Annotated in this window: 22 protein-coding genes; 10 read left to right on the top strand and 12 right to left on the bottom strand. The window is 67.6% G+C overall.

Features of this window, described 5'->3' with window-relative positions:
* The first annotated feature begins 1 nt into the window (after position 1).
* On the top strand, positions 2-949 hold the full coding sequence (locus ACZK13_RS06310) for a DMT family transporter (RefSeq protein ID WP_049461762.1): 948 nt from the start codon (positions 2-4) through the stop codon (positions 947-949).
* A 30-nt stretch (positions 950-979) separates the two neighbouring features.
* Here the strand turns inward: ACZK13_RS06310 and ACZK13_RS06305 are convergent, their stop codons facing one another.
* The 6 genes from ACZK13_RS06305 to ACZK13_RS06280 form a co-directional block, all read right to left on the bottom strand.
* Positions 980-2,140, bottom strand: coding sequence for an AAA family ATPase (locus ACZK13_RS06305; protein WP_134951490.1), 1,161 nt, complete (start codon positions 2,138-2,140; stop codon positions 980-982).
* Positions 2,141-2,260: 120 nt separating this feature from the next.
* On the bottom strand, positions 2,261-3,331 hold the full coding sequence (locus tag ACZK13_RS06300; protein WP_125893804.1) for a sensor domain-containing diguanylate cyclase: 1,071 nt from the start codon (positions 3,329-3,331) through the stop codon (positions 2,261-2,263).
* Positions 3,332-3,475: 144 nt separating this feature from the next.
* Positions 3,476-4,198: a pseudouridine synthase gene (locus tag ACZK13_RS06295; RefSeq protein ID WP_032128352.1), complete on the bottom strand. Its 723-nt coding sequence runs from the start codon at positions 4,196-4,198 to the stop codon at positions 3,476-3,478.
* 34 nt (positions 4,199-4,232) lie between these two features.
* Positions 4,233-5,897, bottom strand: a complete 1,665-nt coding sequence (locus tag ACZK13_RS06290) for a sensor domain-containing diguanylate cyclase (protein ID WP_125893802.1) — start codon at positions 5,895-5,897, stop codon at positions 4,233-4,235.
* Between the two features lie 109 nt (positions 5,898-6,006).
* Positions 6,007-8,430 carry a putative bifunctional diguanylate cyclase/phosphodiesterase gene (locus ACZK13_RS06285; RefSeq protein ID WP_049424576.1) on the bottom strand — a complete coding sequence of 808 codons (2,424 nt, stop codon included), beginning with the start codon at positions 8,428-8,430 and terminating at the stop codon, positions 6,007-6,009.
* Between the two features lie 227 nt (positions 8,431-8,657).
* A complete protein-coding gene (locus ACZK13_RS06280; protein ID WP_032128355.1) occupies positions 8,658-10,604 on the bottom strand; it encodes a DEAD/DEAH box helicase in 1,947 nt (648 codons plus the stop codon).
* A gap of 265 nt (positions 10,605-10,869) precedes the next feature.
* Between ACZK13_RS06280 and ACZK13_RS06275 the strand changes: the two genes are divergently transcribed.
* The gene (locus ACZK13_RS06275) at positions 10,870-11,091 is read left to right on the top strand and encodes an RNA-binding S4 domain-containing protein (protein ID WP_012479588.1); all 222 of its coding nucleotides are present in this window, start codon (positions 10,870-10,872) and stop codon (positions 11,089-11,091) included.
* A 25-nt stretch (positions 11,092-11,116) separates the two neighbouring features.
* On the opposite strand, the gene ubiM is transcribed toward ACZK13_RS06275, so the two are convergent.
* The 4 genes from ubiM to ACZK13_RS06255 all read right to left on the bottom strand — a co-directional run bounded on the left by ubiM (position 11,117) and on the right by ACZK13_RS06255 (position 14,544).
* Positions 11,117-12,295 (bottom strand): 5-demethoxyubiquinol-8 5-hydroxylase UbiM, encoded by a 1,179-nt coding sequence (ubiM, locus tag ACZK13_RS06270; protein ID WP_071228464.1) that lies wholly within the window; start codon positions 12,293-12,295, stop codon positions 11,117-11,119.
* An 80-nt stretch (positions 12,296-12,375) separates the two neighbouring features.
* Positions 12,376-12,765: an MAPEG family protein gene (locus ACZK13_RS06265; protein ID WP_032128357.1), complete on the bottom strand. Its 390-nt coding sequence runs from the start codon at positions 12,763-12,765 to the stop codon at positions 12,376-12,378.
* Positions 12,766-12,776: 11 nt separating this feature from the next.
* Positions 12,777-13,322 carry a DUF4019 domain-containing protein gene (locus ACZK13_RS06260; RefSeq protein WP_478482364.1) on the bottom strand — a complete coding sequence of 182 codons (546 nt, stop codon included), beginning with the start codon at positions 13,320-13,322 and terminating at the stop codon, positions 12,777-12,779.
* 58 nt (positions 13,323-13,380) lie between these two features.
* Positions 13,381-14,544: a COG3904 family protein gene (locus tag ACZK13_RS06255; protein ID WP_032128359.1), complete on the bottom strand. Its 1,164-nt coding sequence runs from the start codon at positions 14,542-14,544 to the stop codon at positions 13,381-13,383.
* Between the two features lie 430 nt (positions 14,545-14,974).
* Here ACZK13_RS06255 and ACZK13_RS06250 point away from each other — a divergent pair, with 430 nt between their 5' ends.
* The 3 genes from ACZK13_RS06250 (at position 14,975) to ACZK13_RS06240 (ending at position 18,633) form a co-directional block, all read left to right on the top strand.
* Complete coding sequence (locus ACZK13_RS06250; protein ID WP_478482363.1) at positions 14,975-16,453, top strand: AlkA N-terminal domain-containing protein; 1,479 nt, start codon at positions 14,975-14,977, stop codon at positions 16,451-16,453.
* Positions 16,450-16,941: a methylated-DNA--[protein]-cysteine S-methyltransferase gene (locus ACZK13_RS06245; protein ID WP_012510484.1), complete on the top strand. Its 492-nt coding sequence runs from the start codon at positions 16,450-16,452 to the stop codon at positions 16,939-16,941. Before ACZK13_RS06250 ends, ACZK13_RS06245 begins: the two co-directional genes overlap by 4 nt.
* 441 nt (positions 16,942-17,382) lie before the next feature.
* Positions 17,383-18,633: an alkaline phosphatase family protein gene (locus tag ACZK13_RS06240; protein ID WP_253143346.1), complete on the top strand. Its 1,251-nt coding sequence runs from the start codon at positions 17,383-17,385 to the stop codon at positions 18,631-18,633.
* A 98-nt stretch (positions 18,634-18,731) separates the two neighbouring features.
* Here ACZK13_RS06240 and ACZK13_RS06235 read toward each other — a convergent pair whose 3' ends face one another.
* Both ACZK13_RS06235 and ACZK13_RS06230 read right to left on the bottom strand, forming a co-directional pair.
* Positions 18,732-18,911: a 30S ribosomal protein THX gene (locus tag ACZK13_RS06235; RefSeq protein WP_004150462.1), complete on the bottom strand. Its 180-nt coding sequence runs from the start codon at positions 18,909-18,911 to the stop codon at positions 18,732-18,734.
* Between the two features lie 110 nt (positions 18,912-19,021).
* Positions 19,022-19,435, bottom strand: a complete 414-nt coding sequence (locus ACZK13_RS06230) for a MerC domain-containing protein (protein WP_019338435.1) — start codon at positions 19,433-19,435, stop codon at positions 19,022-19,024.
* Positions 19,436-19,571: 136 nt separating this feature from the next.
* Here ACZK13_RS06230 and ACZK13_RS06225 point away from each other — a divergent pair, with 136 nt between their 5' ends.
* The 5 genes from ACZK13_RS06225 to ACZK13_RS06205 all read left to right on the top strand — a co-directional run bounded on the left by ACZK13_RS06225 (position 19,572) and on the right by ACZK13_RS06205 (position 26,139).
* Entirely contained in the window at positions 19,572-21,776 is a 2,205-nt protein-coding gene (locus tag ACZK13_RS06225) for a TonB-dependent receptor (RefSeq protein WP_478482362.1), read from the top strand.
* A gap of 229 nt (positions 21,777-22,005) precedes the next feature.
* Positions 22,006-22,572 carry a TetR/AcrR family transcriptional regulator gene (locus ACZK13_RS06220; RefSeq protein ID WP_010483118.1) on the top strand — a complete coding sequence of 189 codons (567 nt, stop codon included), beginning with the start codon at positions 22,006-22,008 and terminating at the stop codon, positions 22,570-22,572.
* Positions 22,572-24,245, top strand: a complete 1,674-nt coding sequence (locus ACZK13_RS06215) for an MFS transporter (RefSeq protein WP_478482361.1) — start codon at positions 22,572-22,574, stop codon at positions 24,243-24,245. The genes ACZK13_RS06220 and ACZK13_RS06215 overlap by 1 nt, the downstream gene beginning before the upstream one ends.
* A 10-nt stretch (positions 24,246-24,255) precedes the next feature.
* Positions 24,256-25,410 carry an HlyD family secretion protein gene (locus ACZK13_RS06210; RefSeq protein ID WP_478482360.1) on the top strand — a complete coding sequence of 385 codons (1,155 nt, stop codon included), beginning with the start codon at positions 24,256-24,258 and terminating at the stop codon, positions 25,408-25,410.
* 75 nt (positions 25,411-25,485) lie between these two features.
* On the top strand, positions 25,486-26,139 hold the full coding sequence (locus ACZK13_RS06205; RefSeq protein WP_329893066.1) for a hypothetical protein: 654 nt from the start codon (positions 25,486-25,488) through the stop codon (positions 26,137-26,139).
* Positions 26,140-26,166 lie beyond the last annotated feature (27 nt).

Below are 26,166 nucleotides of genomic sequence, written 5' to 3'. Positions count from 1 at the left end.
GATGAGCACACCCGACACCCGCAAAGCGCTGTGGCAGATCCACTTCTGTGTCCTGCTGTGGGGCGTCACTGCCATCCTCGGCAAGCTGATCACTCTGCCCGCGCTGCCGCTGGTCTGGTGGCGCATGCTGCTGGTGACAGCGATGCTGGCCCTGCTGCCGCGGGTCTGGCGCGGGTTGCGCACCCTGCCACTGCGACTGGTGGCCGGTTATGCCGGCATCGGCGCGCTGGTCGCCCTGCACTGGTTGACCTTCTATGGCGCGGTGAAACTGGCCAACGCTTCGGTGGCCGCCACCTGCATCGCGCTGGCCCCGGTGTTCACCTCGATCATCGAACCCTGGGTGGCCAAGCGGCCGTTCCAGCTGCGTGAACTCGCCTTCGGCCTGGCCGTGCTGCCGGGCGTGGCACTGGTGGTCGGGGGCGTACCCGATGGCATGCGCCTGGGCGTTCTGATCGGTGCGATCTCGGCGCTGCTGGTGGCGGTGTTCGGCTCGCTCAACAAGCGCATGGTCAGCCACGCCGATCCGCTTACGGTCACGGCACTGGAACTGGGTGCAGGTACCCTCACCCTGACCCTGCTGGCGCCGCTGATGCCCTACCTGCTGCCGGCGCTGGCCAGCCCGCTATGGGTGGTTCCGGACCTGCACGACGGCATCCTGCTACTGGTACTGGCCGGGTTCTGCACGCTGCTGCCGTTCGCCCTGGCCTTGGTCGCGCTACGCCACCTGAGCGCCTACACCGTGCAGCTGGTGACCAACCTGGAACCGGTCTACGCGGTGGTGCTGGCAGTGGTGCTGCTGCGCGAGCAGCACGAGGTCACGCCGTGGTTCTACCTGGGCGTGGCGATCATCGTCGGCGCGGTGTTCCTGCATCCGTTGTTGAACCGCCGCAAGCCGGTGCAGCACCCGGAGATTCTCGGTACGTCGGAAGCACGCAACATCGCCGATTGAGCGTATCCGCGCAGGGTGCGAATCGCCTTGTCAGCGCTGCGGCCAGTGCCATGCCGGGGCATCCAGCAAGCCCTGCCCGCTCAACAGCGTGCGCCCCTGTTCCTTGTGCAGATGCAGCGAATGACAGCCGGGCGCCTGCTCCAGTGCTGCGATCAGTCGGCTGGCGTGTGAGACCACCCACACCTGGCTGCGCGCACTGGCCGCGATGATCAGCCGCGCCAGCGCCGGCAGCAGGTCCGGATGCAGGCTGGTCTCCGGTTCGTTGAGCACCAGCAGCGGCGGCGGGCGCGGCGTGTGCAGTGCCGCGGCCAGCAGCAGGAAGCGCAGCGTGCCGTCGGACAGCTCGGCCATCGACAACGGCCGCAGCAGCCCCGGCTGGTGGAAGCGCAGGGCCAGCCGGCCATCCAGTTCCTCGAACCCCACCGTGGCGCCCGGGAACGCATCCTCCACGCTGCGCGCCAGTGCGCCCGGATCACCGATCTCGAGGATGGTCACCCAGGCCGCCGCCAGATCGCGACCGTCGTGATGCAGCACCGGCGTGCGCGTGGCCATCGCCGGTTGCCGTGCCGGGGCATCGGCGTCGCTGCGGAAATGGTCGTAGAAGCGCCAGCGACGGATGTACTCGCGCAGGGCGATGGTTTCCGGCATGCGCTGCGGATCGCCAACCTGGGTGAACAGACTGTCGAACAGCGACAACCGGTCATCGACCAGATCCCAACCGCGCGCATGGCGTTGCCGCACCATTGCCCCACGTCGGTCGACCAGCAGGTTGGCGCTGCGCAGGAACGGCCCGGCCCAGATCGCCTCGGCCTTGATCTGCGGGTCCAGTGCGAAGGCCGAACGGCTGGGCGGTGGGTAGCCCAGGTCAATGGCATAGCCGAACTCGTCGGTGGTGAAGCCCAGCTTCAATCCCACCGATTCCTGACGTGGGCCGCCCTGCAAGGGGATTTCGCCGGCAGCAACCCGACGGTCCATTTTTTCCGGCCCCGCCCACAGCGCCGAACCGAGCCCACCTTCGCGGGCCAGAACCGCCGCGACGCCGCCCTGCGCGGTCTCTGCCAGCAGGCGCAGCGCGCGGTACAGGCTGGACTTGCCACTGCCATTGTCGCCGGTCACCACATTCAACTGCTGCAGCGGCAGTATCAGCCCGTGCAGCGAGCGATAGTGGGCGATGGCCAGGGTCTGCAGCATGGTTGTGTCCGTGGGAACAGGAACGGCATATTCGCCGGGCGCAATCGCACAGGCCGCGACACGGCGTTACCTCATCTGCAAAAGCATCCCCGCATGGCGTGGATCTACTGCATGCAGGGCTCAGCCCGCCCGTTCCACCCGGTTGCGACCATTGCCCTTGGCCCGGTACAGCGCCTTGTCGGCGCGCGCCAGCATGTCATCCACGCTTTCACCTGGCTGGTGCTGGGCAACACCGATGCTGATCGTGACCGGGAATCCAAGCGGCAGGTCAGCCACGGCCAGGCGCAGGAACTCGCATTGCAGTTCGGCCGTGTGCAGGTCGGTGCCCGGCATTACCGCCACGAACTCCTCGCCGCCGTAGCGCGCAGCCATGCCGCGGCCGGCGAAGTGCGAGCGCAGCAGCACGCCCAGCTCGGCCAGCACCCGGTCGCCTGTAGCGTGGCCCTGGAAATCATTGATGTGCTTGAAATGATCGATGTCGAGCAACGCAACGCAGGCGACGCCCGGTTGCCCATCGATCTCCACCACCGCCTCTTCCAGTGCCGCCGCCATTGCGCGGCGGTTGGGCAGGCCGGTCAGCGCATCGGTGCGGCTCTGCTCGGCCAGGTCGGCATTCTGCGCCAGCAGCACGTCCTGGTACTCCGCCAACAGGCGCTCGTAGTCATCGCGCTCCAGCATGTGCTTCTGGATGTCGAGCGCGAAACGGCGCAGCTCCATCACCAGCATCACCTGCCGTGACAGCGCGGCCAGTGCCTCGGCCTTGTCGCTGGGCAGGTGCTGCGGATGTGCATCGAACACGCACAGCGTGCCCAGAGGCAGGCCATCGGAACTGATCAGTGGCGCACCGGCGTAGAAGCGGATGTGCGGGTCGCCGGTCACTACCGGATTATCGTGGAAGCGGATGTCCTGCAACGCGTCCTCGACCACCATGATTTCCTGCGGCTGCAGGATGGCGTGGCCACACATCGATTCGCTGCGCAGGTTTTCCGCCGCGTCGATGCCCTGGATCGACTTGAACCACTGCCGTTCGACGTCGATCAGGGTCACCGCCGCCATCGAGGTACCGCAGACCGCCTTGGCGATCGCGACCAGGTCGTCGAAGGATTTCTCACGCTGCGAATCCAGGATCCGGTAGCGGTACAGCGCCTCGAGCCGAAGGGCTTCGTTGGCAGGCTTGTCGGGCTTGATCATGCAGCGTCACGTTCCGGCAGGTCACTGCGGAGTCTAGCTGATGCCGGTGCGCAATCCGCACAACGGGGAGTGCCGGCCGCTGGCCGGCATCCCGCGCTCATTCGATGCCTGGTGCTGCCGGCCAGCGGCCGGCACTGCCGCGCGTTACCAGTCCAGCTGCTTCGGCAGCAGGCCCTGCAGTTCCTGCTCGGTCAGGTTGCGCCACTGGCCCGGCTTCAGCGCGCCGATCTTGATGTTGTCGATGCGCACGCGGCGCAGCTGGGTCACGCGATAGCCGAACTCGGCGGCCATCAGGCGGATCTGCCGGTTCAGTCCCTGCTGCAGGGTGATGCGGAATCCGAACTTGGCGATGCGCGAGGTCTTGCACGGCAGCGTCATCTGGTCGTGGATGCGCACGCCGCGCGCCATGCCACGCAGGAACTCGTCGGTGACCGGCTTGTTCACCGCCACCAGGTACTCCTTCTGGTGGCCGTTCTCGGCACGCAGGATCTGGTTGACGATGTCGCCGTTGCTGGTCATCAGGATCAGGCCTTCGGACTCCTTGTCCAGGCGGCCGACCGGGAAGATGCGCTGTTCGTGGCCGACGAAGTCGACGATGTTGCCCTTGACCGAGGTTTCGGTGGTGCAGGTGACGCCCACCGGCTTGTTCAGCGCGATGTAGACGTGGCGGCGGGCGCCGGGCTTGCGTGCCACGCGCGCGCGCAGCGGCTGGCCGTCGACCAGCACCTGGTCTTCCTCGCCCACCACCGCACCGGTGCCGGCCGCGTGGCCGTTGACGGTGACGCGGCGGGCGGCGATCAGGCGATCGGCCTCGCGGCGGGAGCAGAAGCCGGTGTCGGCGATATGTTTGTTGAGTCGGGTGGTCATCGGTCCATTATCCGGCATCGCCGCCCGCTGCGCTTCATGCCGGGGCCGGCGGATCGAGCTCTTCGCCGTCGAACACCCGGTTGCGACCCGCCCGCTTGGCCACATACATGGCATGGTCGGCCCGCCGCAGCAGCCCGGCCAGGTCATCCTCACCCGGCCGCCACTGCGCCAGTCCGATGCTGGCGGTCACTTCCAGGCCCGGCACCTGCAGGGCCTGGCCGGCTTCGGTGATGCGCTGGCGCAGGCGGTCCAGGCGTGCCGACGCCGCCTCGCGCGGCATGCCCGGCATTAGCAGCAGGAACTCCTCGCCGCCCATCCGCACCACTTCGTCCTGGCTGCGGACTGCCGTGCGCAGGGCACGCGCTACCGCCACCAGCACCTGGTCGCCCACCGCGTGGCCATGGCGGTCGTTGATGTCCTTGAACAGGTCGATGTCGAGAAAACCGATCACCAGCGGGCCGCGCTCACGGTCGACCTGTGCCAGGTGACGGGCCAGCTGCTGCAGGCCGGCCCGGCGGTTGGGCAGCCCGGTCAGGCCATCGGTTTCGGCCAGCTGGCGCAGTTCATCGCGCTGCTGGCGCAGCCGGCCCAGCCGCTGGTTCATGGCATAGGCGGCCATCATCAGCAGCCAGGTCACCGACAGCTGCAGTGCTTCCACCCGGTACTCCAGCAGCCACCCCGCACTGCTGGCATCGGCTGCGATCATCACCAGCAGTGGCACCAGCGCCGCCAGGCCCGCCAACGCCCAGCAGTCACCGCGCAACCAGGCACGCATGCCAGCGGCCAGTGACAACAGGCAACCGAGGATGAAGGTCAGCTGCAGGCTCTGCGCGACCAGCGCCAGGGTGTCCCAGCGCAGCCACGGCACCAGCGCGGCCAGTCCCATCAGGCCCCACAGCACAGCCTGCTGTGCCGGCCGCGAGCGCGGCAGCAAGCGGTCCCCACCGTTGAGGCGCCACAGAGCCGGCAGTACCAGCGCCTGGGTCGCGGCGGTCAGCGCCAGCAGCCACCATGCGCCGCGCTCGCCCACCGGCAGCCACGGTTCGGGGTAGCCGCTCAAGCCGCCAAGAACCGCCTGCCACACCACCACCACGATCGTCGCGCCGATGTAGACCAGGAAGCTGCGGTCACGGGTGGTCAGGTAGGCCATCAATGCCGACAGCGCCAGCGCGATCGCCACCGCGATGCAGGCCGCGCGCACCAGCAGGCGGGCGGTATCGTTCTGCTGGACCGGACTGGGCGCCCCCAGCCGCAAGGTCGGCACCCAGCGCGCTTTCAGCGGCGCCTGCCACGACACCAGGAACGGCTCATGGCTGCCTGCCGCTGGCACCGCCACCAGGCCGATGCCGGCGCGGAAGCGCGAATCACGGGTGCGCGCATCGTGCATGTTGCCGCAGATCTCGCGGTCACCATGCTGTACGCGGACTTCGCCAGCGAACACGTTGAACACATCCAGCGCCTGGGGTTGCCCCGACCAGCCCCCGGGCGGCGCCGGTACCTCTACCTGCTCGCGCGGCCCGGCCAGCATCGCGGGCGTACAGCCACGATGGGGTGTCGGTTCGTCCGTCGGTGCGCCAACCAGCAGGAAATCCCGGCCGGCCTCGGCCAGGCGCGCGTGCACCAGACCGGGAAGCAACACTCCCATCAGCAGGACGACCAGCAGCGCCCCTGTTTCGTACCGCCACTGCCTGACGCCCACGCCACATCCTGTTCCTGCTTACGTCCGCGCCCACTGCGCGTCGCCCCTGGCGCGCATTATCGCAGCCGGGCACGCCACGCATGTGTAGACCAAAGTCGCCGTGCGCCGTTCAGCCAGCGGCCGGAGGCCCCTTCACCGCCACCAGGCGGACCGGCCTCAGGTCACTCAGGGTCATCCGTTCCAGCGGCTGCGGCCGCTCGATCGCGTAGCCCTGCAGGCCCTGCACGCCGAGCCGGGTCAGTGCGCCAGCCACCTCGGCGGTTTCCACCCATTCGGCCACCACCTCCATCTGCAGTTCCCGCCCGAGCTCGCTGATCGCCCGCACCGTGGCGTGGCTGACCGGGTCGGTGTCCATGTCACGCACGAAGGTGCCGTCGATCTTCAGGATGTCCGCAGGCAGCTGGCGCAGATAGCCGAACGAGGACAGGCCGGAGCCGAAGTCATCCAGTGCCATCCGGCAGCCACGCGCTTTGACCGCATCGATGAAAGCGCGTGCCTGGCTGAGGTTGCTGATCGCCGCGGTCTCGGTGATCTCGAAACACAGTTTCGAGGCCAGCGCGCGGTTGCGCTCGAGCAGGTCGCAGACGAAGGCGAGGAATCCCGGCTCGGCGATCGACTGCGCCGAAACGTTGACGTTGCACAGGCCCAGCTGGCGCACGTGTGCCGGGCAGACCTGCAGGTGGCGGAACAACAGCCCGAGCACGTGCCGATCCAGCGCCACCGCCATGCCGTATCGCTCCACCGCCGGCATGAACTGACCGGGCAGATGCAGGCTGCCATCGGTACCACGCATGCGCACCAGCACCTCGTAATGCAGGTAGGACGGATCGCCCACGCGGGCGATGCGCTGCGCGTACAGCAGCATGCGATTCTCCGCCATGGCCAGGCTGACACCCTGCAGACGCTCGGCCTCCTGCCGCCGCTCCTCCAGCGCCATGCGGTTCTCGTTGAAGCAGTGCACACGGTTGCGACCGGCCTGCTTGGCCGCATAGCAGGCGCTGTCGGCGGCGCTCATCAACCAGTTCGCGTCCGGCGCCTCGGCACTGACCTCGACCACGCCGATGCTGCAGCTCAACTGCGGGCTGCCCTCGCTGATCGGGAACGTGGCCTGGCCCAGGTTGCGGATCACCCGCTGCAGTACCCGCTTGGCTTCATCCTGGCCGGCGTGGGCGAGAAACACCGCGAACTCATCGGCCCCCAGGCGGCCGACCCAATCGCCATCACGCACCGCCGCCACCAGATAGTCGGCGAAACCGCGCAGCATCTGGTCGCCGGCGGCATGACCGAAGCTGTCGTTGACCAGCTTGAAGTGGTCCAGGTTGATGTAGCACAGCGCATGCGTACCACCGTCCGTCCGGACCTGCAGCAGCGCGCGTTCCAGCAGGCGTTCGATCTCGCGGCGGTTGATCAGGCCGGTCAGCGGATCGTGGCTGGCGTGATGCTCGATCTCGCGCGCCAGTGCATGGTTCTGGCTGACATCCTCGATGATCGCGAACACCGACAATCCACCGCCCGAGCTGCGAACCGCGGTACCGCTCCAGCGTCCCCAGACGAGGCTGCCATCGCGCCGCCGGAAACGCAGCTCGCTCGGCCGCAGCTGCCGGTCCCAGTCGATGCGGCCGACACCGTCGAGGACCAGTTCCCCCTCCATCAGCAGGTCACCCAGCAGCATCTGCAGCAGCACATCGCGCCGGTAGTCGAGGATATCCGCCATCGCCTGGTTGGCCTCGACCACGCGGCCATCGGTGTCGAGCTTCAGCATGCCGACATTGGCCTGGTAGAAGGCCGCGCGGAAGCGGCTCTCGTGCTCGGTCAGATCCTTGCCGACGCGACGCGCCAGCGCCACTGCCATCAGGCTGATCACCAGCACCGACAGGCCGCCAACCATCAGCGTGGCGATCCGGACCATGGTGGCCATCCTCAGCAGCGCCTGCGAGAACGCCTGGGCCTGCACCTGCAGGCGGCGGTCGAGATCCCGCAGCTGCTGCAGGTAGCGATTGCGGTCGGCCACGGGCAGTTCACCTGCCGCATGCCTCCGTTGCAGCTCGGCGACCAGAGCCTGCACAGCCTCCAGATCACCATCGGTCTGCCGCCACAGTGCAGTGGCTTCGCGGAATGCTCCCAGGTCACGGGCGTAGCGGAACGAGAACACCAGGCGTGGAATATCGGCGCGCGCGTTGCCGCCCTGCAGGAAACCCTGCCGGGCCTTCTCCTCGTCCGGTACCGCCTGTTCCAGCGCCAGCCGGGCCTGCAGATCCCCCAACGGAATCCGCAGGGCCTGGCGCGCGTCATCCAGGTCCTGCGCATCGCCACGCGCCAGGTAGCGGCTCAGCGCAGCGGTCGCATCCTGCTGCCCCCGCGACCAGTAGCCCTGGCCGGCAATCCAGGCCGTCGAGGCCGCCTGCAGTTCCTGGATCAACGCGGACAGCGCGACCAACCCGATCGCCATGCCCGTCAACAACGCAAAGCGCAATCCCAGGCCACGGGTCATCGGCACCCGCCGGCTCTGCTGGTCCGTGCCACTTCTACCCATCCCGGATCCCCCCGAATGTGCTGCGGTGACAACCTCCCTTGGAACCGGCCCAGCCTATGACCGGCAATGTGTTTGCCATGCGAAAAGGGGACGGAGGGGATTAAGTCGTTTTCGGCATAAGCGCACTGCCGGGCATAAACGACTTAATCCCCTCCGTCCCCTTTTCCAGGCCCATAACGGACAACGCCAACCCGGAGGCTGGCGTTGTTCAGGACCGCAGGTGCGGCTTAGAAGCTGCGCGGGCCGCGCGGCTTGAAGCCGTCACGACGCGGCGGGCGGCTGTCGCGGTCACCGCCGCGGTCGCCACCGTGGCCACCCGGACCGCCCGGGCCACCGCGACGCGGGCCACCCGGGCCGCCCGGACCACGCTTGTCGAAGCGCGGCTTGAACGGACGCGGGGCCGGGTTGGTGTCTTCACCCGGAGCCAGCGCACGCATCTGCAGCTGCTGGCCGGACACCCACACCTTCTGCAGGTGCGACAGCACGTCCGGCGGCATCTGTGCCGGCAGGTCCAGCAGCGAGAAGTCGTCGTGGATGTCGATGCGGCCGATGAAGCGGCTTTCCAGGCCAGCTTCGTTGGCAATGGCGCCAACGATGTTGGCCGGCTTCACGCCGTGCTGGTGGCCGACCGAAATGCGGTAGGTCTCCATGCCCTGCTCCGGCGCACCACGTGGCGGAACCTCACGGCGCGGACGCTGCTCGAAGCCACCTTCGGCGTCGTCGCGGCGCGGGCCACGCTCGAAGCGCGGACCACGCTCGTTGCGGTCGAAGCGATCGCCACGTTCCGGGCGGTCACCACGGTCGAAGCGTTCGCGCGGTGCGCGCTCTTCACGCGGGGCACGCACCGGCGGCTGCAGCAGGAACGGGGTGTCACCCTGCAGCATCTTGGCCAGCGCGGCAGCCACTTCGATGGCCGGCACGTTCTGCTCGTTCTCGAAACGCTCCAGCAGCTGGCGGTAGAAGTCCAGGCCACCGGCGCCGAGGGTTTCGCTGATGCGCGAGGTGAACTTGTTGATGCGGGTGTCGTTGACCGCTTCCACGCTCGGCAGCTGCATCTCTTCGATCGGCTGGCGGGTAGCGCGCTCGATCTGGCGCAGCATGCCCTTCTCGCGCGGGGTGGCGAACAGGATCGCCTCGCCGCTGCGGCCGGCACGACCGGTACGGCCGATGCGGTGCACGTAGCTTTCGGTGTCGTACGGGATGTCGTAGTTCAGCACGTGGCTGATGCGCTCCACGTCCAGGCCGCGGGCAGCCACGTCGGTGGCGACCAGGATGTCCAGCTTGCCTTCCTTCAGCATGGCGATGGTGCGCTCACGCTGGGCCTGCTGCATGTCACCGTTGATGGCGGCAGCGGCCAGGCCACGGGCCTGCAGCTTGCTGGCCAGTTCCTCGGTGCCGGCCTTGGTGCGCGCGAAGATGATCATCGCGTCGAACGGCTCGACTTCCAGGATGCGGGTCAGCGCGTCCAGCTTGTGCATGCCGCTCACCCACCAGTAACGCTGGCGGATGTTGGCCGAGGTGGTGGTCTTGGCCGCGATGGTCACTTCCACCGGGTCCTGCAGGTAGGTCTGCGCGATGCGGCGGATCTGCGGCGGCATGGTGGCCGAGAACAGGGCCACCTGGCGCTGCTCCGGCAGCTTCTTCAGCACGGCTTCGACGTCGTCGATGAAGCCCATGCGCAGCATTTCATCGGCTTCGTCCAGCACCAGCGTCTTCAGCTCTGACAGGTCCAGGGTGCTGCGGTCCAGGTGGTCGATCACGCGGCCGGGGGTACCGACCACGATGTGCACGCCGCGGCGCAGGGCCGACAGCTGCTGGCCGTACGGCTGGCCGCCGTACACCGGCAGCACGCGGAAGCCCGGGATCTTCGACGAATAGGACTGGAACGCCTCGGCAACCTGGATGGCCAGTTCGCGGGTCGGCGCCAGGATCAGGGCCTGCGGCTTGATCTGCTGCAGATCGATGTTGGACAGTACCGGCAGCGCGAACGCTGCGGTCTTGCCGGTGCCGGTCTGGGCCTGGCCCAGCACGTCGCGACCTTCCAGCATCGCCGGGATGGTGGCGGCCTGGATCGGCGACGGGGTTTCGTAGCCGATGGCGGTGACCGCCTGCATCACGGGCTCGGACAGGCCGAGCTGCGCGAACTGCAGCGGCGCTTGGGAATCTTGGGACATGGGGAACTCCGAAGACACTGCCGTCTTCCTGGCAGTGCGATAAAAAAGGTGATGGTCCGCGCTTTGGGCGCCCTTCTTATCGCGTGCCCTGGCGCTGCTCGGTTGGAGGAGATTTCACTCGCTCAGAGCGGAATCATACCGCATTGATCCTGAACAAGGCGTACAGCTTGCCGTGCGCGTACCGTCATGCCCCAAGCTGGCGCACAATACGCGCCCTCTTCACCGGCCCGGCCGCTGCTGCGCCCTTCCCCAGGAACCCCGCTCCATGCAGATTCTCGAATTCGACCTCGACGGTGACTACGTCGAACTCAAGCAGCTGCTCAAGCTGGCCGACCTGGTCACCAGCGGCGGCGAGGCCAAGATGGTCATCAGCGACGGCCAGGTGCGGGTCGACGGCGAGGTCGAACTGCGCAAGGCCTGCAAGATCCGCGCAGGCCAGGTGGTTGAATTCGCCGACAGCCAGATCCGGGTGCTGGCCGCCGGCTGATCTGAACGGGCTGATCTGAACCGGTTCAGGCCACGCGCTGGGTCAGGTGCGAGGCGATCAGCTGCCTGAACGGCGCAACGCCCTGCGCCAGGCGCAGGCCGGCCGCGCGCAGCAGCCGCGCCGGGCGGCGATCGTCGGTATACAGGCTGGCGATCGCGTTGGTGGCCTCGTACAGCGGCCTCGATGCCAGCCGATGACCGCGCTGGTAGCTGGCCAGCATGCCGGCGGCGGCGATGTCGGCACCGCGACGCTGCTGTTCGACGATGCCCTGCGCCAGCCGCTGCGCACTGGCCAGGCCCAGATTGAAGCCATGTGCGGTGACCGGATGCATGCCGACGGCGGCATCGCCGATCAGCGCCGAACGCTCGCCGACGAAACGGTGCGCGTACACACCCACCAGCGGATACGCCTGCGGCGTGGCCACTGGCTGCATGCGGCCAAGACGGTGTTCGAAGCAGGCACCGATGGCCTCACCGAAGGCCACCTCATCCATCGCCAGCAGTTCTTCAATCTGCCGCGGTGGCAGTGTGATCACTGCTGATGCCTGGCCTTCGTTGAGCGGCAGCAACGCCATCGTGCGGCCGTAGCCGAACCATTCCCAGGCAGTGTGGTGATGATCACGCTCAACCTGCATGCGGCACACCAGCATCGACTTGCCGAAGTCGCGCATCTGCGCGCCGATGCCGAGCATGCGGCGGGTTGCGGAGAAGCGGCTGTCAGCGGCGACCAGCAGGCGCGCATGAAGTTGGCTGCCGTCATCGAGTTTGACCACGTGGCCCTGCGCATCGGCCTGCACGCCCAGCACCTTGCGCCCGTCGAACAGCTCCAGGCCGTCCTGCCCCTGCACGGCATCCCATGCAGCGCGGCGGATCAGATGGTTGGGCACCAGCCAACCCAGCGGCTGACCGTCCACCTGGCTGCTGGCGAAGGTCAGCGCGAACGGCGAGCCGCCGTTCATCACCTTGGCATCGCGCAGTTCAGCGACTTCGGCCTGCGGCAGGCGCTGCCACAGCCCCAGCTGCTCCATGCTCTGCCGCGAGGCATGGGTCAGCGCGATCTCACGGCCATCGAAGGCGGCCTCGGCAAGGGCCTGGCGCGGTTGAACTTCGACCAGCCCGACCTGCAGGCCGCTACCGGCCAGCGCACGCGCGAAACACAGCCCCGCCGGTCCGGCGCCGACCACCACCACGTCCATCCTGCGCATGCGCGCCTCCTGCCGTTGATTCAGTCCGCGCCAGCATAGCGCCGCGCACCTGACCGGCCTTGATCTGGATCAGGCCGGGATCACAACAACGCGAACACCAGCGCCAGGATCGACAGCAGCGACACTGCCCAGACCAGGCTGCGCACGTAGGGCACGCCCGCGGCATACAGCGGCAGGTAGACCACGCGCGCCCAGAAGTAGGCCTGCGCCGCCAGCGCCGTGGTGTCGTTGCCGCGCCCGGCCACGACCACTGCGATGGCGGCGGCAGCGAAGAACGGGAACGTCTCCAGGAAGTTGGCCTGCGCACGCTGCAGGCGCCCGGCCAGCGGGCTGAGTGGCCTGGCTTCGCCATCACGCGCCGAGGCATTCCACTTCATCCCGCGCTCGCGGGTGACCACGGTGGAGGTAGCGAAGATGTAGACAAAGCCCAGCAGCACCGACCAGGCCAGCATCGTCAGTTCAGTTGCCATCGATCATCTCCTCAGGGTGCCGACGCACGCAGGCTGTAACCGGCCAGGCGCCACACCTGGTCCTCGTCGAAACGGAACGAGACCAGCTCGCGTACCGGCTGCGCGCTGTTGGCGAAACGGGTCGGGAAGCTGACGTTGATGTACAGCCCCTCCGGCACCGCGGCACCGGCGCTGTACTTGACCCGGGTGATGGTCGGCTGGCCACGCCCGGCCAGCGCGCCCAGGCGCGTGCGCTCGGCAGTCAACTGGCTGACGAAGGCGGCCTTCGGTACTGCACGGCGCGCGACGGCCGAAGCGCCATCCCACAACTCGCCTGCGCGGTTGGCATCGACCAGCTGCGCCGCCTTCACTGCGGCCGCGCCCATTTCCGCATCCTGCTTCTGCACCTGCGCCTGCTGCGCGGCAGTCAACGCCGGAGCGCCGGCCGTGGCCGGTTTCGCAGCCGCCGGCGATGCCAGTGCGGGGCGCGCGGGTGCCGGTGCAGGCGTGGCCGGCGCGGGTGCCTGCGCCAATGCGGTCAGGGGCAGCAGGGACAGCAGCAGGAGCACGCGCTTCATGGACACCGCCGGTTCTCGGGAAAGAACCGCAGTCTACGCCAGCGCGGTGAGCTGTTCGTCAGCGCGCGTGGGCGCTGCCTTCCACCGCTGCGGCATCGGCCTGCGCGGCAGGCGTGCCGGTGTCTGCTGGCGCCTGTTCGGCCACCGGCGGCGGCTCCGACGGTGCCGGCGGCAACGTTGCCACATCGATTTCCGACAGCGGGCTTTCTTCCGGGCACACCGCATCCGGGAAACCGAAGCGCTGCTTCAGTGCCTGGCCGCAGCTGTTGATCGATTCCATGTCGGCGCCTTCGCGCTTGCACTGCTGGTCGAAGGCGATCAGGAACGCATCCTTGCGCTGCACGAAGTCATCGCCGCAGGCGCGCATCTGCTTGATCCGTTCCAGATCGTCCTGCACCGCGTTGGTGCCATCCAGACCGTACTGGCGTAGTTCGTCCGGCGTCAGCAGGCGCAGGCTGCGGTTGGGCACCGTCATCATCAGATCGGCCACGCCCACCGCCACGCCGTTGCGCTGCAGGTAGTCCTTCACGTTGTCGTAGACCTCGTGCAGCTCGCGGTTGAGCTCGGCGCGCGAAGTGGCCTTGGAACTGATGCGCATCATGCGGTGGATGCCGACCTTGCCCGACAGCAGGCGGTTGTCACCGGCGGCCAGCACGAACACGCACGCGCTGTGGCAGATCGAGCCCTCGCGCACCCAGATGGTCCAGCCCGATTCACCGATGCTGTCACCGGCGACGATCGCCGATTCCACCTGGCCGCCGCTGGAGTCCAGATCGAGGATGCGCTTGTGGATCTTCTGTTCATCGGCGACCACGGCAAGTCGCCACATCATTTCGGCGAAGCCCGGATTGATCTTGCCGGCGTAACGCACCCGCATCAGACCACGCTCGGCACACGGCGCCAGGGCCTGGGCAATCTGCTCGCGCTGCAGGCCCTCCAGCTCGACGCCATCGCCCGCCTCACCGGCGTACTCGGTACTGCAGCTGACCCAGGCGCGGCCATTCTCCAACTGCGCCTGCGGCCACGGCCGATCCGCCCGGCTGCGCGGCGGCGCCGGCGGTGGCGGTGCGTCAGCCGCATTGATCGACACCATGTTCTCGCCATCGCTGGCCGGCGCCCGCGCCGCCTTGTCGGCAGCGGTCACATTGCCCGGATTCTCCAACTGACTGCAGCCCGCCAGGGCCAGGCACAACAGGGGCAACCAGCGGAATTTGGCGGACATCGGGCAACCGGGATTCATGGGAGCAAGAGGCACAGTCTACCCGTCCAGGCCGCGCATTCAGCGCGTGGCACTGAACCCCTTCTGACCCTTGGGAAAAAGCGTGTCGACCAAGGTCGACACCTACCAACAGCAAAAGCGTGCCGACCAACGGTCGGCACCCACCAACTGCAGCGACCAACTGTCAGAGGTGGGGCGGTGTGGGCTGACAGGACCGTTGGCGCCATGGATGGCGCCATCGAGCCCCCATGGACGGGTTTACGGCGTGTCCTGACAGCCCACACCGCCCCGCCATCCCACGGACTGCCAGCTTTTGATTGAGACGTTGACGTTGACGTTGCGGGTGCAGGGCTGCAAGCCCTGCCAGCCCCCCTCCAGCATCCATGTCCGAATCCGGCGAGTATCCCCGCCCGCACACGCCTAGACTGGCGCCATGGACACCGCCCTCGCCCTCGACACCGCCGCCTGCGACCGCGCCCGCCTGGCCCGCGACGCACGCTTCGACGGTGTGTTCTTCACCGCCGTGCGCAGCACCGGCATCTATTGCCGCCCCATGTGCCCGGCACCGCCGCCGAAGCCGCGCAACATCACTTACTACCCGACTGCGGCCGCTGCTGCGGCAGCCGGTTACCGCCCATGCCTGCGCTGCCGCCCCGAGCTGGCACCGCAGGCGCAGCAGGCACTGGCCGGGCAGACCGTGCAGCGCGCACTGGCCCTGATCCATGGCGGCTTCCTGCAGGAGCAGCCGGTAGCCGACCTCGCAGAGAAGATCGGACTCAGCGCGCGCCAGCTGCAGCGCCTGTTCGTCGAACATCTGGGCGCAACGCCAGGGCAGATCCACGCCACCCATCGCCTGCTGCTGGCCAAGCAGCTGCTGACCGAGACCACGCTACCGGTGACCGACGTCGCGCTGGCCGCCGGCTACAACAGCCTGCGCCGTTTCAATACCGCCTTCCTGCAGGGCTGCGGCATGGCACCGACAGCACTGCGTCGCCAGCACCAGCCACTGGCCGCCGACGATGGCTGCCTGGTACTGCGTCTGGCATACCGGCCACCACTGGATTTCCCACGCATGCTGGCCTTCCTGCGCAAGCGCAGCCTGCCCGGCATCGAGCTGATCGGCGAAGACAGCTACCAGCGCGTGCTCGGCACGCCGGAGCGCCCCACCCTGCTGCGCGTCACCGCCGACCCGAAGCGCCCGGAACTGCGCCTGCAGCTGGGCGCGGTCGATCCGCGCCTGATCCCCGACATCGTCCGCCGTGTGCGTCGCGTATTCGATCTGGATGCCGACCTGCAGCAGGTCCACGCCGCGCTCGGCGAAGAGCCGCTGCTGGCGCGCGGCATTGCCGAACGTCCCGGGCTGCGCGTACCGGGCGGCTGGGATGGCTTCGAAGTGGGCGTGCGCGCGGTGCTCGGCCAACAGGTCAGCGTGGCCGCGGCCACCACCTTCGCGCGGCGGCTGGTGGATGCCTATGGCGCGCACCTGCCGGGCATGCCGTCGGAATTCGATCGCCAGTTTCCGGCGCCCGAGGTACTGGCCGAGGCGCCACTGGAATCAATCGGCCTGCCGCGCAGCCGCGCCGCCACCGTGCGTGCGCTTGCCGCCGCCTGTGCCAGTGGCGCGCTCGACTTCGGCCCGGGCCAGGCGCTGGAAGAGTTCGTTTCCCGCTGCGTGGCACTACCCGGCATCGGTCCGTGGACCGCGCAGTACATCGCCTTGCGCGGGCTCGGCCAGCCCGATGCCTTCCCGGCCGGTGACCTGGTACTGCAGCAGGTGCTCGGCCATGCGCAGGGCCAGCGCCTGAGCGAACGCGCGACCGAAGCGCGCGCGCAACCGTGGCGCCCCTGGCGTGCCTATGCCGTGCTGCACCTGTGGCACCTGTCCGGCACTTTCGTTGGAGAACCGACATGACCTTGTTGTTCGACCGTTTCGACAGCCCGATCGGCGTGCTGACCATCGCCGGTGACGAGCGTGGCCTGTCCCACGTGCTGTTCCCGGAAAACCGCCACCCGGCACGCGGGCGCGACGACTGGCACTACGCGCCGGATGCGCTGCCGGAAGCACGCGAGCAGCTGCTGCAGTTCCTGCACGGCGAACGCAGCAGCTTTGACCTGGAGCTTGCGCCACGCGGCACGCCGTTCCAGCTGCGCGTGTGGCAGGCGCTGGCGTTGATCCCGTTCGGCCAGACCTGGAGCTACCTGCAGCTGGCGCAGCACCTGGGCCAGCCCAGTGCGACCCGCGCCGTCGGCGCTGCCAATGGGCGCAATCCGCTGCCGATCATCCTGCCCTGCCATCGTGTAATCGGCAGCAACGGGGCACTGACCGGCTTCGGTGGCGGCCTGGAAACCAAGGCCGCACTGCTGCGACTGGAACAACGCCAGGCCCCGCTGTTCGCCTGAGGGGCAGGTTTTCCGGCAGGGCTGCGCCCTGCACCCGCCGAATCACCGTCAACGTCAACGTCAAAAGCGGGCTATCCGTGGGTTGGCGGGGCGGTGTCGGATTGCGGGGACGCCGCAAGTACGTCCTTGTAGGCTTGGCCGCGGCATCCATGCCGCGGACACCCCGCAATCCGACACCGCCCCGCCTGCGACAGGTTCACGCGGCTGCTGGTAACGGCGATTATTGGTACGCGCGGCTGTGGGTAGGTGTCGACCTTGGTCGACACGCTCCGGCCGCATCAGGGGTGGAATGCAATCGACGGGGTATGTCTGGTGAGGAGCCCCCTTGTTGTTCAAGGGCGCGCGTCGATGGCGCAGGGATAAGGAAAAATGCGCGGACACGCTGCGCCCTTCGGCGCAACGTGTCTTGGGGTGGTCATTGCACCGGCTTATCATGGGCGGATGACTTCCGTACGCCTGACCTGCGCGCTGGCGCTGCTGCTGCCATTGGCCGCCTGCACCACCGCGCCCGCCCCTTCCGCCTCCGCTCCCACCGCTGTCGCTGCGGCTGCGCCGCCGAAGCTGCTGCTGATCTCGATCGACGGCCTGCGCGCCGATGCGCTGGACCGCGGCCTGACCCCCAACCTGCAGCGCCTGATCGACGGCGGCGTGCGTGCACGCTGGATGACCCCGTCCTATCCGTCGCTGACCTTCCCCAACCACTACACCATCGTCACCGGCCTGCGCCCGGACCACCACGGCATCGTCAACAACAGCATGGACGATGAAGCACTGGGCCGGTTCGAGCTGAGCAACCGTGAGGCGGTCACCACCAGCGGCTGGTGGGGCGGCGAACCGATCTGGGTCGGCGCCGAGAACGCCGGGGTGCGTTCGGCCACCACCTCGTGGCCGGGCAGTGAATCGGAAATCCGTGGTGTGCGCCCAAGCCAATGGCGCGTGTACGACGGCAAGGAACCGCTGGAACAACGCGCGGGCACCGTGCTGGACTGGCTTGCGCAGACCGATGCCGATGCCCCCCGCCTGACCACGCTGTACATGGAGCACGTGGACAAGGCCGGCCACAACTACGGCCCCGAATCGAAGCAGTACGCCGACGCCATCGTGCGCGCCGACCAGATCGTCGGCCAGGTGCTCGATGGACTGCAGCAGCGCGGCCTGGCCGCGACCACCAACGTGATCGTGGTCTCCGACCATGGCATGGCCAGCGTCCCGGTCGGCCAGGTGATCTCCACCGAATCAATGGCCGCCCCGGCCATCGCTCGCAACGTCAGCCAGGGCCAGTCGGTGGGTTTTGCGCCGTTGGCCGGTCACGAAGCCGCCGCCGAGCGCGCCCTGCTCGGTCGTCACGACCGGTATGAGTGCTGGAAGAAAGAGAATCTGCCGGCGCGCCTGCACTACGGCACCCACCCGCGCATTCCCGCCATTGTCTGCATGATGGATGAAGGCTGGGATGCCCTGCACCAGGAGAAGATCGCCAAGCGAGACCATCAGGATCGTGGCTCGCATGGCTACGACAATGCCCTGCCCTCCATGCGCGCGGTATTCGTGGCCAGCGGCCCGTCGTTCCGCCAAGGCCTGGTGATCGATGGCTTCGACAATGTCGACGTCTACCCGCTGCTGGCCGACCTGCTGCAGGTGCCGGCTGCACCGAACGACGGCAATCCGGAAACGCTGAAGAAAACCCTGCGCTGATCCGGTTGTAGAGCCGAGCCCACGCTCGGCTCGCCGGACAGGCATAAAAAAACGCGGCGCCAGGCGCCGCGTTTTTCGTTGAACCGGCCTGGGCCGGATCAGGCCTTGGCGACGGCCTTCTTCGCCACAGCCTTCTTCGCCGGAGCCTTGGCCACGGTCTTCTTGGCAACCGGAGCGGCGGCGCCTACGGCGACCTTGCTCGCGGTGTGCGAACGGGCGTTGCCGTAGCTGGCGTTGTAGCGCTTGCCCTTGGCGGTCTTGCGGTCACCCTTACCCATGTCTTCAACTCCTCAAATGTGAAATCTGGTTACCCCGTACTGACACGGGTTCGGCGGGGCCGCCTTGCTGGGCGCCCCCGCGCACGATCGAAAATCCTATCACGGAGCGCCTAGTGCGCGCAGCTGGCGTCGTGCACGTGACCGTGGTTGAGGCGCAGGTTGACCAGATGGGCGACCCCCACCAGCAGGCCGCCGACGGTCATCACCACCGCGTGTGGCACCGCATTGTGGTGCAGCGGGTCGTACAGCACGCCGGCCCACAACGCGACCAGGCCGGGGATCAGGAAGCCCAGCGCACGCAGCGCACCGTGCCGGCGGTAGCCCCAGACCAGGCTGAACAATCCGAGCAGGGTCACGAACACCACCAGCGCCTGTTCCACCCCATCGCTCAGCCAGAACGACAGGCCCAGCGACGGCGCCGCAGCCAGCAGCACGGGGATCACCGCGCAGTGCACCGCGCACAGCATCGAACCAGTGGCGCCGAAACGGTCGAGCAGGTGGCGCAGGCGTGAGGACAGGGACATGACTTCCAGCAGGGTCGGCGAATCGTTATGGAATAATATAACATCTGTTCCCGACCCGCACGGTTTCCCTCCCCCTGTCCCGCTGACGGGATACGTGCGCCCAGCGATTGATACACTGTAACAAAGGACCCGCTCCATGCCCGCCCACACCCCGCGGTTGAAGCCGCATTCCCTCGCTCTGGCCCTCGCCGCCCTGCTGCCTTCGGTTGCCTTTGCCGCCGGCGATGACAGCGCTCATCGTGACCGCCACCTGACCGAACTGTCGTCGGTGCAGGTGACTGCGTCGCCGCTGCAGGGCGATGCCGAATCGCTGGCGCGCCCGGTCGAGGTGCTGGCCGGCGAACGCCTGGACGAGCAGAAGGCCGGCACCCTCGGCGATACCGTGGCCAAGCTGCCGGGCGTGCAGAGCACGTTCTTCGGCCCCGGCGTCGGCCGCCCGATCATCCGCGGCCAGGAAGGCCCGCGCGTGGCCGTGCTGTCCAACGGCATGGGCAACATGGATGCGTCCACGGTCAGTGCCGACCATGCCACCAGCATCGAGCCGTTCCTGGCCGACCAGATCGAAGTGCTGAAGGGCCCGGCCACGCTGCTGTTCGGCAGTGGCGCCATCGGTGGCGCGGTCAATGTGGTGGATGGCCGCATCGCCCGCGAGCTGCCGGAGCGCCCGCTCAGCGGCCGCGCCGAGCTGCGCGGCAATTCGGTGAACAACGAGCGCAGCGGCATGTTCCGCCTCGATGGCGTCAGCGGCAATGTCGTGCTGCATGTGGACGGCCTGGTGCGCAATGGCGACGACTACCGCATTCCCGGCTATGCAGTGATCGACAGCCTTGAAGACCATCACGATCACGACCATGACCACGCGGGCGAAGAAGGCGAAGAGCCGCGCCGCGGCCGCCTCGACAACAGCTCGATCCGCACCCGCGCCGGCGGCGTCGGCGCGACCTGGCTGGGCGACGGCGGCTACTTCGGCGTATCGGCCAGCACCTACCGCACCAACTACGGCATTCCCAATGGCGCGCACGTGCATGCCGATGGCGATGATCATGGCCATGACCACGGCCACGACCATGGCGATGAAGAGGAAGGCGGCGACGAGCATGACGTGCGCATCGACATGGTGCAGAACCGCTTCGAGACCAAGGCCGGCATCTACAACCCGGTCTCGTTCCTGAAGAACATCAATGCACGCGTGGCCTACACCGACTACGAACACGTGGAGCTGGAAGCCGGCACGCCGTCCACCCGCTTCACCAACCGTGGCATCGAGGCGCGCCTGGAAGCCGTGCAGCAGCAGATCGGCGGCTGGGACGGCGCCTTCGGCCTGCAGTTCGGCAACAGTGATTTCGGTGCCAAGGGCGAAGAGGCGTTCGTTCCGGATACCGGCACGAAGAACATCGGCCTGTTCGTACTGCAGGAAAAGCAGTTCGGCCCGTTCAAGCTGGAACTGGGCGGCCGCCACGACCAGGTCAAGCTGGACCCGACCGGCGACTATCGCCGCCGCACCTTCGGCGCCACCAACCTGTCTGCGGCCGGCATCTGGAAGCTCAACGATGCCGTTGACCTTCGCATCGGCGTGGACAGCTCCGAGCGTGCACCGACCAACGAAGAGCTGTATGCCGCCGGCGCACACATCGCCACCCGCTCGCTGGAAATCGGCGACGCCAACCTGAAGACCGAGCGCGGCCAGCGCGTGGAACTGGGTATCCACACCCACAGCGAACGCCTGGACTTCTCCGCGTCGGTCTACCAGACCAGGTTCAAGGACTTCATCTACCTGGCCGACACCGGCGTTACCGAGGGTCTGCCGGTCCGCGCCTGGACGCAGCAGGATGCGGTGTTCCGCGGTGCCGAAGCCGAAGCGCTGGTGCACCTGTTCGAAGGCGGCGCCGGTGACTGGGATCTGCGCCTGTTCGGCGACTACGTGAAGGCCAAGCTGGATGGCAGCGGCAGCCGCAACCTCGACATCGCCGTGCCGCATGGCGACCACAACCACAACTACAGCGTGGAGCTGGCCAACACCGGCTACCTGCCGCGCATCGCCCCGGCCCGCGTCGGCGCCGACCTGCGCTGGTCGAAGGACGGCTGGCGCGCCTCGGTCGGTGCGGTCCGCTACAGCCGCCAGAAGGATGTCGCCCAGAACGAAGCGCCGAGCGACGGCTACACCCTGGTCGACGCGCATCTGGCCTACCGCTGGGATCGCAACGCGAGCAACAGCTACGAGGTGTTCCTGGATGGCAGCAACCTGACCAACCGCGAAGTGCGTCCGCATACCTCGCTGCTGCGTGATTACTCGCCGCTGCCGGGCCGTGGTGTCGCATTCGGCATCCGCGCGTTCTTCTGATCGCGTAGTGGAGTCGGATCCCATTCCAGAGGAATGGGTTCTGACCCCAGCCTCAGCCCACGCATGGCGTGGATCCAATGCAAGCAGATCCGATGGGGGCCTTCTGGCCCCCATCTCTTTGTGCAGCATCCATCACGCATTCGTCACAAAGATGTGCGTACCACAACAAGCGGACAATCCCGTCACTCAAAGTCTCGCCAATCGGACACTTTTGTCCGAAAATAATTCCATGACTGCCCAACGTGCCGATGCTGCTGCCCGCCGTGCCCTCATCCTCGACGCCGCCGATCATGTGTTCGGCCAACACGGTGTCACCGCCCCGCTGGACCTGGTGGTCGAACGCGCCCAGGTGGGCCGCGCCACCCTGTACCGCAACTTCCCCGACCGCACCGCGCTGATCCAGGCACTGCTGCAACGTACGGTCGACCGTATCCGGCGCCAGGTCGAGCAGCTCGGCGACCGCGACGATGCCCTGTTCGAAGTGTTCGAGGGTATGGCCCAGCGCATCATCGATTCGCCGGCACTGGCCGATTACTGGCGTGCAGTCGATTCGGACGTGCCGGCCATGCGCACCGCGCGCGAGACCGTGCGCGATCTGCTGGAAGCACCGATCGCCCGTGCCAAGGCCGCCGGCCTGTGCCGGGCCGACCTGGAGAAGACGGATATTTCACTGATCTCGGGCATGCTGGGCGCGGCCCTGCGCGGCAAGACCCGCGACGAGCGCGCCCACCTGGCCGGGCGTGCCCTGCAGCTGCTGCGCGGGGGTCTCCAGGGAGCAACCAGCGAGGCCCGCTGATGGTCCAGCCGTATCTGAAGCCGGTTCCGGATTGGGAGGAGCACGAGAAGCCGACCATGCCCGGTTCGGCGTCGATGCCCTGGCACCCACCGTATCGACGCGTGGCCTATGCACTGGTGTCGCTGCTGGTGGCGATCACCGGTGGCCTTGGCAATGCACTGGTCACCGCCAACCTGCCCTTCCTGCAGGGCCAGCTGGCACTGACGCCGACCCAGGGCAGCTGGCTGGTGGCGGCCTATGCAATGGTCAACGTCACGGCCAACCTGCTGGCCTTCAAGTTCCGCCAGCAGTACGGCATCCGCCTGTTCGCCGAGATCGGCCTGGGCCTGTACGCAGCACTGGCGGTGCTGCACCTGTTCGTTGGCAGCTTCGAGACCACGATGCTGACCCGTGCCGCCAGCGGCTTCGCTGGCGCCGCCTGTTCGACGCTGGGCACGCTGTACATGCTGCAGGCGCTGCCACGGCGGTTCACCGGCAACCTGCTGGTGGTCGGTGTCGGCCTTTCGCAGCTGGCGGTGCCGATCGCCTGGATCGTGTCACCGGGCCTGGTCGATACCGGCCAGTGGCACCAGCTCTACTCGTTTGAAGCCGGGCTGGCCCTGTGCGCGTTCGCGGCAGTGGTGGTGCTGAAGCTGCCGCCCGGCATCCAGGTGAAAGCCTTCGAGCCACTGGACTTCCTCACCTTCGCCCTGCTTGCGCCGGCTGTCGCGCTGCTGGTGATCGTACTGGCGCAGGGCTACACCCGCTGGTGGCTCAACACGCCATGGCTGGGCTGGGCGCTGGTCGCCTCGATCGTGCTCACCACCACTGCCTTCATCATCGAACACTACCGACGCAATCCGCTGCTGCAGATCCGCTGGCTGTCGAAGCTGCCGGTGCTGCACTTCATCGTCGGCGCGTTCCTGATCCGCTTCCTGACCACCGAGCAGTCCTATGGCGTGGTCAACCTGATGCGCACGCTGGGCATGGGCCCGGACCAGATGCGCCCGCTGTTCGTAGTGATCCTCGCGGGCGTGGTCACCGGCATCGCCGGTGCCTCGCTGACCTTCGGCCCGAAGCGGCTGATCGCGCAGCTGCTGATGGCGATCCTGCTGCTCGGCGCTGCCGCCTTCTTCGATCAGCACCGCACCAGCATGGATCGACCGCACGACTTCTACGTCAGCCAGTTCCTGGCCTCGGTGGGTGCCGGCATGTTCATGGGCCCGTTGATCATGCTCGGCATTTCCGCCGCGCTGAAACAGGGCGTGGACCACATGATCACCTTCCTGGTGACGCTGTCGATCACCCAGACGCTGGGTGGTCTGGCCGGCTCGGCGGTGCTGGGCACCTTCCAACTGCACCGCGAGCAGCTGTACTCCAGTGCATTGACCAGCCAGCTCGACCCGGCCGACCCGGTGGTGGCGCAACGCCTGCGCCTCCAGCAGCAGCTGTACAGCGCACAGATCACCGACCCGGTGCTGCGCAGCGCGCAGGGCAGCGCGCAGCTGGCGCAGACCACGCGCCGCGAAGCCAACGTGCGTGGCTTCAATGATGTGTTCACGCTGAGCGGTTGGCTGGCGATCGGCTTCCTGGGCTGGTTGCTGCTGCTGTCGCTGCGCACCGCCGTGCTCAAGCAATGGCGCAAGCGCCACCCCACTTCCCCCGCTGCGGCCACGCCGGCCGCGCCCCGCTGAGTCCTCCTCCATGCCTCCCGTCCCGCCCCGCCCCGACGACATCGACGCCGACAACGTCACTCCACCGCCGCCGACCGATGCTGCGCCTGCGCCCGCGACACCGGCTGCCGCGCCGAAGTACCTCAAGCCCAGCGCGCGCAGCGTGGTGGTGATGGTGGTGGTGGCCTTGCTGGGCATTGCGCTGATCCTGCGCGCCTGGCACCTGTGGCCGTTCACCAGCAGCGTGATGGTGACCGACAACGCCTATGTGCGCGGGCAGATCACGGTGATGGCGCCACAGGTGAACGGCTACGTGACCGAAGTGCTGGTGAAGGACTTCCAGCACGTAAGGGAAGGCGAGCCGCTGCTGCGCATCGATGACCGCATCTACACGCAGCGTGTCGCCCAGGCGCAGGCAACGCTGGACAGCGCACGTGCGGCACTGGCCAACTCGGACCAGTCGCAGGCACAGAATCGTGCGCAGATCGCTTCGGCGCACGCCACGCTGTCGGCCGGCCAGGCTGAGCTGCAACGTTCGCGCAATGAATTGAAACGCTACGAGGAACTGGCTGCGCAGCAACTGGTGTCGGTCAACGACCGCGACAAGTTCCGCACCACCCAGGCCTCGGCACAGGCCAGCGTGCAGCAGTCGCAGGCGCAGATCCGCATCGCCGAGGAAACGCTGGTGTCGACCCAGGTGGCGCGCAAGAGCCTGGAGGCCCAGGTGGAAAGTGCACAGGCACAACTGGAACTGGCGCGCATCGACCTGGCCAACACGGTGATCCACGCACCGCGCGACGGCCAGATCAGCGAAGCCAGCGTGCGCGTGGGCCAATACGTCGCCGCCGGTTCGCAGCTGCTGTTCCTGGTGCCTGACACGCTATGGGTGGTGGCCAACTACAAGGAAGGCCAGACCTGGGGCATGGCGATCGGTCAGCCGGCCACGTTCTCGGTGGACGCGTTCCAGGGCCAGGTGCTGCGCGGCCGCGTGCAGGAGATCGCACCCGCCACAGGTTCGGAGTTCAGCGTGCTGCGCCCGGACAACGCCAGCGGCAACTTCACCAAGGTGGTGCAACGGCTGCCGGTGCGGATATCGATCAATGAAGGTCAGACGCTGGCCGCGCAGCTGCGGCCCGGCATGTCGGTGATCGTGCGGGTGGATACCCGGTCCAAGCCGATGGACTAGGGTGCAGGCTGCTGGCTGCCTTCACCCCATTGATCCGCTACCGTTGCGGATCTGGGTCAGGATCGCTGGAAGACGATGAAATTCACGACACTGGCCAGGCGGGCGGCCAAGGACACGCTGGAAGCGGAAGATCTGATCGCCTTCGTGCAGGAGCACGGCGCCGAAGGTGGCGAGGAGATTGAGCGGCTGCGGATACTGCACGGTTGGCCGGATGATGGCCTGCTGGGCGATGGTAGCCGGGTCGTACCGTTCGGCGGCTGGGCCAAGGCCTGCACCGCCTGGGGACGCCAGGGCGTGGAAGGCCTGCGCGATATGCTGGGTGACCCCCAGCTGGCAGTGTTCGCGCTCGGCACACTGGCCGATGTGGGTGGCCCCGCCGCCATTGCCATCCTGCTGGACTTTGCCGAACGCGCTGACTGGTCGCGTGCGGGCACACCGCGTGATCTGCCCTGCCAGGCGCTTTACTGCCTCAATACCGCGCTTTCGGGGAAGACCGGCGTTGAGGTTACACCCGGCATGCAGGCGTCGATGCTGCGTATCGCCAAGCTCATCTGGGACGCCAGGGTGCCCAATGTGCATTTCCTGGCGCAGGCACTGTATTTCGTGCGCCGTGCCGACCCGGTACCAGCGCTCGCCTGGGTCGAGCAGTTGCGGGTGGACGACCCTGTGCTGGTCGACGCACAGCGCAGCGTCCTGAAGCGTCTGAAAGAGCACGCCGCCCGGGACTGAGCGTACGGCCCAGTCCGGGTACGCGCC

The sequence above is a fragment of the Stenotrophomonas sp. 99219_Sma genome (assembly GCF_056480785.1).
The sequence above is the reverse complement of the archived record's forward strand: the minus strand, read 5'-3'. Positions and strand labels throughout refer to the sequence as shown.

Bases quoted from the DNA above. Each gene is read 5' to 3' on its own strand.
- ACZK13_RS06310 (WP_049461762.1), top strand. From the start codon at position 2: ATGAGCACACCCGACACCCGCAAAGCGCTGTGGCAGATCCACTTCTGT.
- ACZK13_RS06305 (WP_134951490.1), bottom strand. From the start codon at position 2,140: ATGCTGCAGACCCTGGCCATCGCCCACTATCGCTCGCTGCACGGGCTG.
- ACZK13_RS06300 (WP_125893804.1), bottom strand. From the start codon at position 3,331: ATGATCAAGCCCGACAAGCCTGCCAACGAAGCCCTTCGGCTCGAGGCG.
- ACZK13_RS06295 (WP_032128352.1), bottom strand. From the start codon at position 4,198: ATGACCACCCGACTCAACAAACATATCGCCGACACCGGCTTCTGCTCC.
- ACZK13_RS06285 (WP_049424576.1), bottom strand. From the start codon at position 8,430: ATGGGTAGAAGTGGCACGGACCAGCAGAGCCGGCGGGTGCCGATGACC.
- ACZK13_RS06280 (WP_032128355.1), bottom strand. From the start codon at position 10,604: ATGTCCCAAGATTCCCAAGCGCCGCTGCAGTTCGCGCAGCTCGGCCTG.
- ACZK13_RS06275 (WP_012479588.1), top strand. From the start codon at position 10,870: ATGCAGATTCTCGAATTCGACCTCGACGGTGACTACGTCGAACTCAAG.
- ubiM (WP_071228464.1), bottom strand. From the start codon at position 12,295: ATGCGCAGGATGGACGTGGTGGTGGTCGGCGCCGGACCGGCGGGGCTG.
- ACZK13_RS06265 (WP_032128357.1), bottom strand. From the start codon at position 12,765: ATGGCAACTGAACTGACGATGCTGGCCTGGTCGGTGCTGCTGGGCTTT.
- ACZK13_RS06260 (WP_478482364.1), bottom strand. From the start codon at position 13,322: ATGAAGCGCGTGCTCCTGCTGCTGTCCCTGCTGCCCCTGACCGCATTG.
- ACZK13_RS06255 (WP_032128359.1), bottom strand. From the start codon at position 14,544: ATGTCCGCCAAATTCCGCTGGTTGCCCCTGTTGTGCCTGGCCCTGGCG.
- ACZK13_RS06250 (WP_478482363.1), top strand. From the start codon at position 14,975: ATGGACACCGCCCTCGCCCTCGACACCGCCGCCTGCGACCGCGCCCGC.
- ACZK13_RS06245 (WP_012510484.1), top strand. From the start codon at position 16,450: ATGACCTTGTTGTTCGACCGTTTCGACAGCCCGATCGGCGTGCTGACC.
- ACZK13_RS06240 (WP_253143346.1), top strand. From the start codon at position 17,383: ATGACTTCCGTACGCCTGACCTGCGCGCTGGCGCTGCTGCTGCCATTG.
- ACZK13_RS06235 (WP_004150462.1), bottom strand. From the start codon at position 18,911: ATGGGTAAGGGTGACCGCAAGACCGCCAAGGGCAAGCGCTACAACGCC.
- ACZK13_RS06230 (WP_019338435.1), bottom strand. From the start codon at position 19,435: ATGTCCCTGTCCTCACGCCTGCGCCACCTGCTCGACCGTTTCGGCGCC.
- ACZK13_RS06225 (WP_478482362.1), top strand. From the start codon at position 19,572: ATGCCCGCCCACACCCCGCGGTTGAAGCCGCATTCCCTCGCTCTGGCC.
- ACZK13_RS06220 (WP_010483118.1), top strand. From the start codon at position 22,006: ATGACTGCCCAACGTGCCGATGCTGCTGCCCGCCGTGCCCTCATCCTC.
- ACZK13_RS06215 (WP_478482361.1), top strand. From the start codon at position 22,572: ATGGTCCAGCCGTATCTGAAGCCGGTTCCGGATTGGGAGGAGCACGAG.
- ACZK13_RS06210 (WP_478482360.1), top strand. From the start codon at position 24,256: ATGCCTCCCGTCCCGCCCCGCCCCGACGACATCGACGCCGACAACGTC.
- ACZK13_RS06205 (WP_329893066.1), top strand. From the start codon at position 25,486: ATGAAATTCACGACACTGGCCAGGCGGGCGGCCAAGGACACGCTGGAA.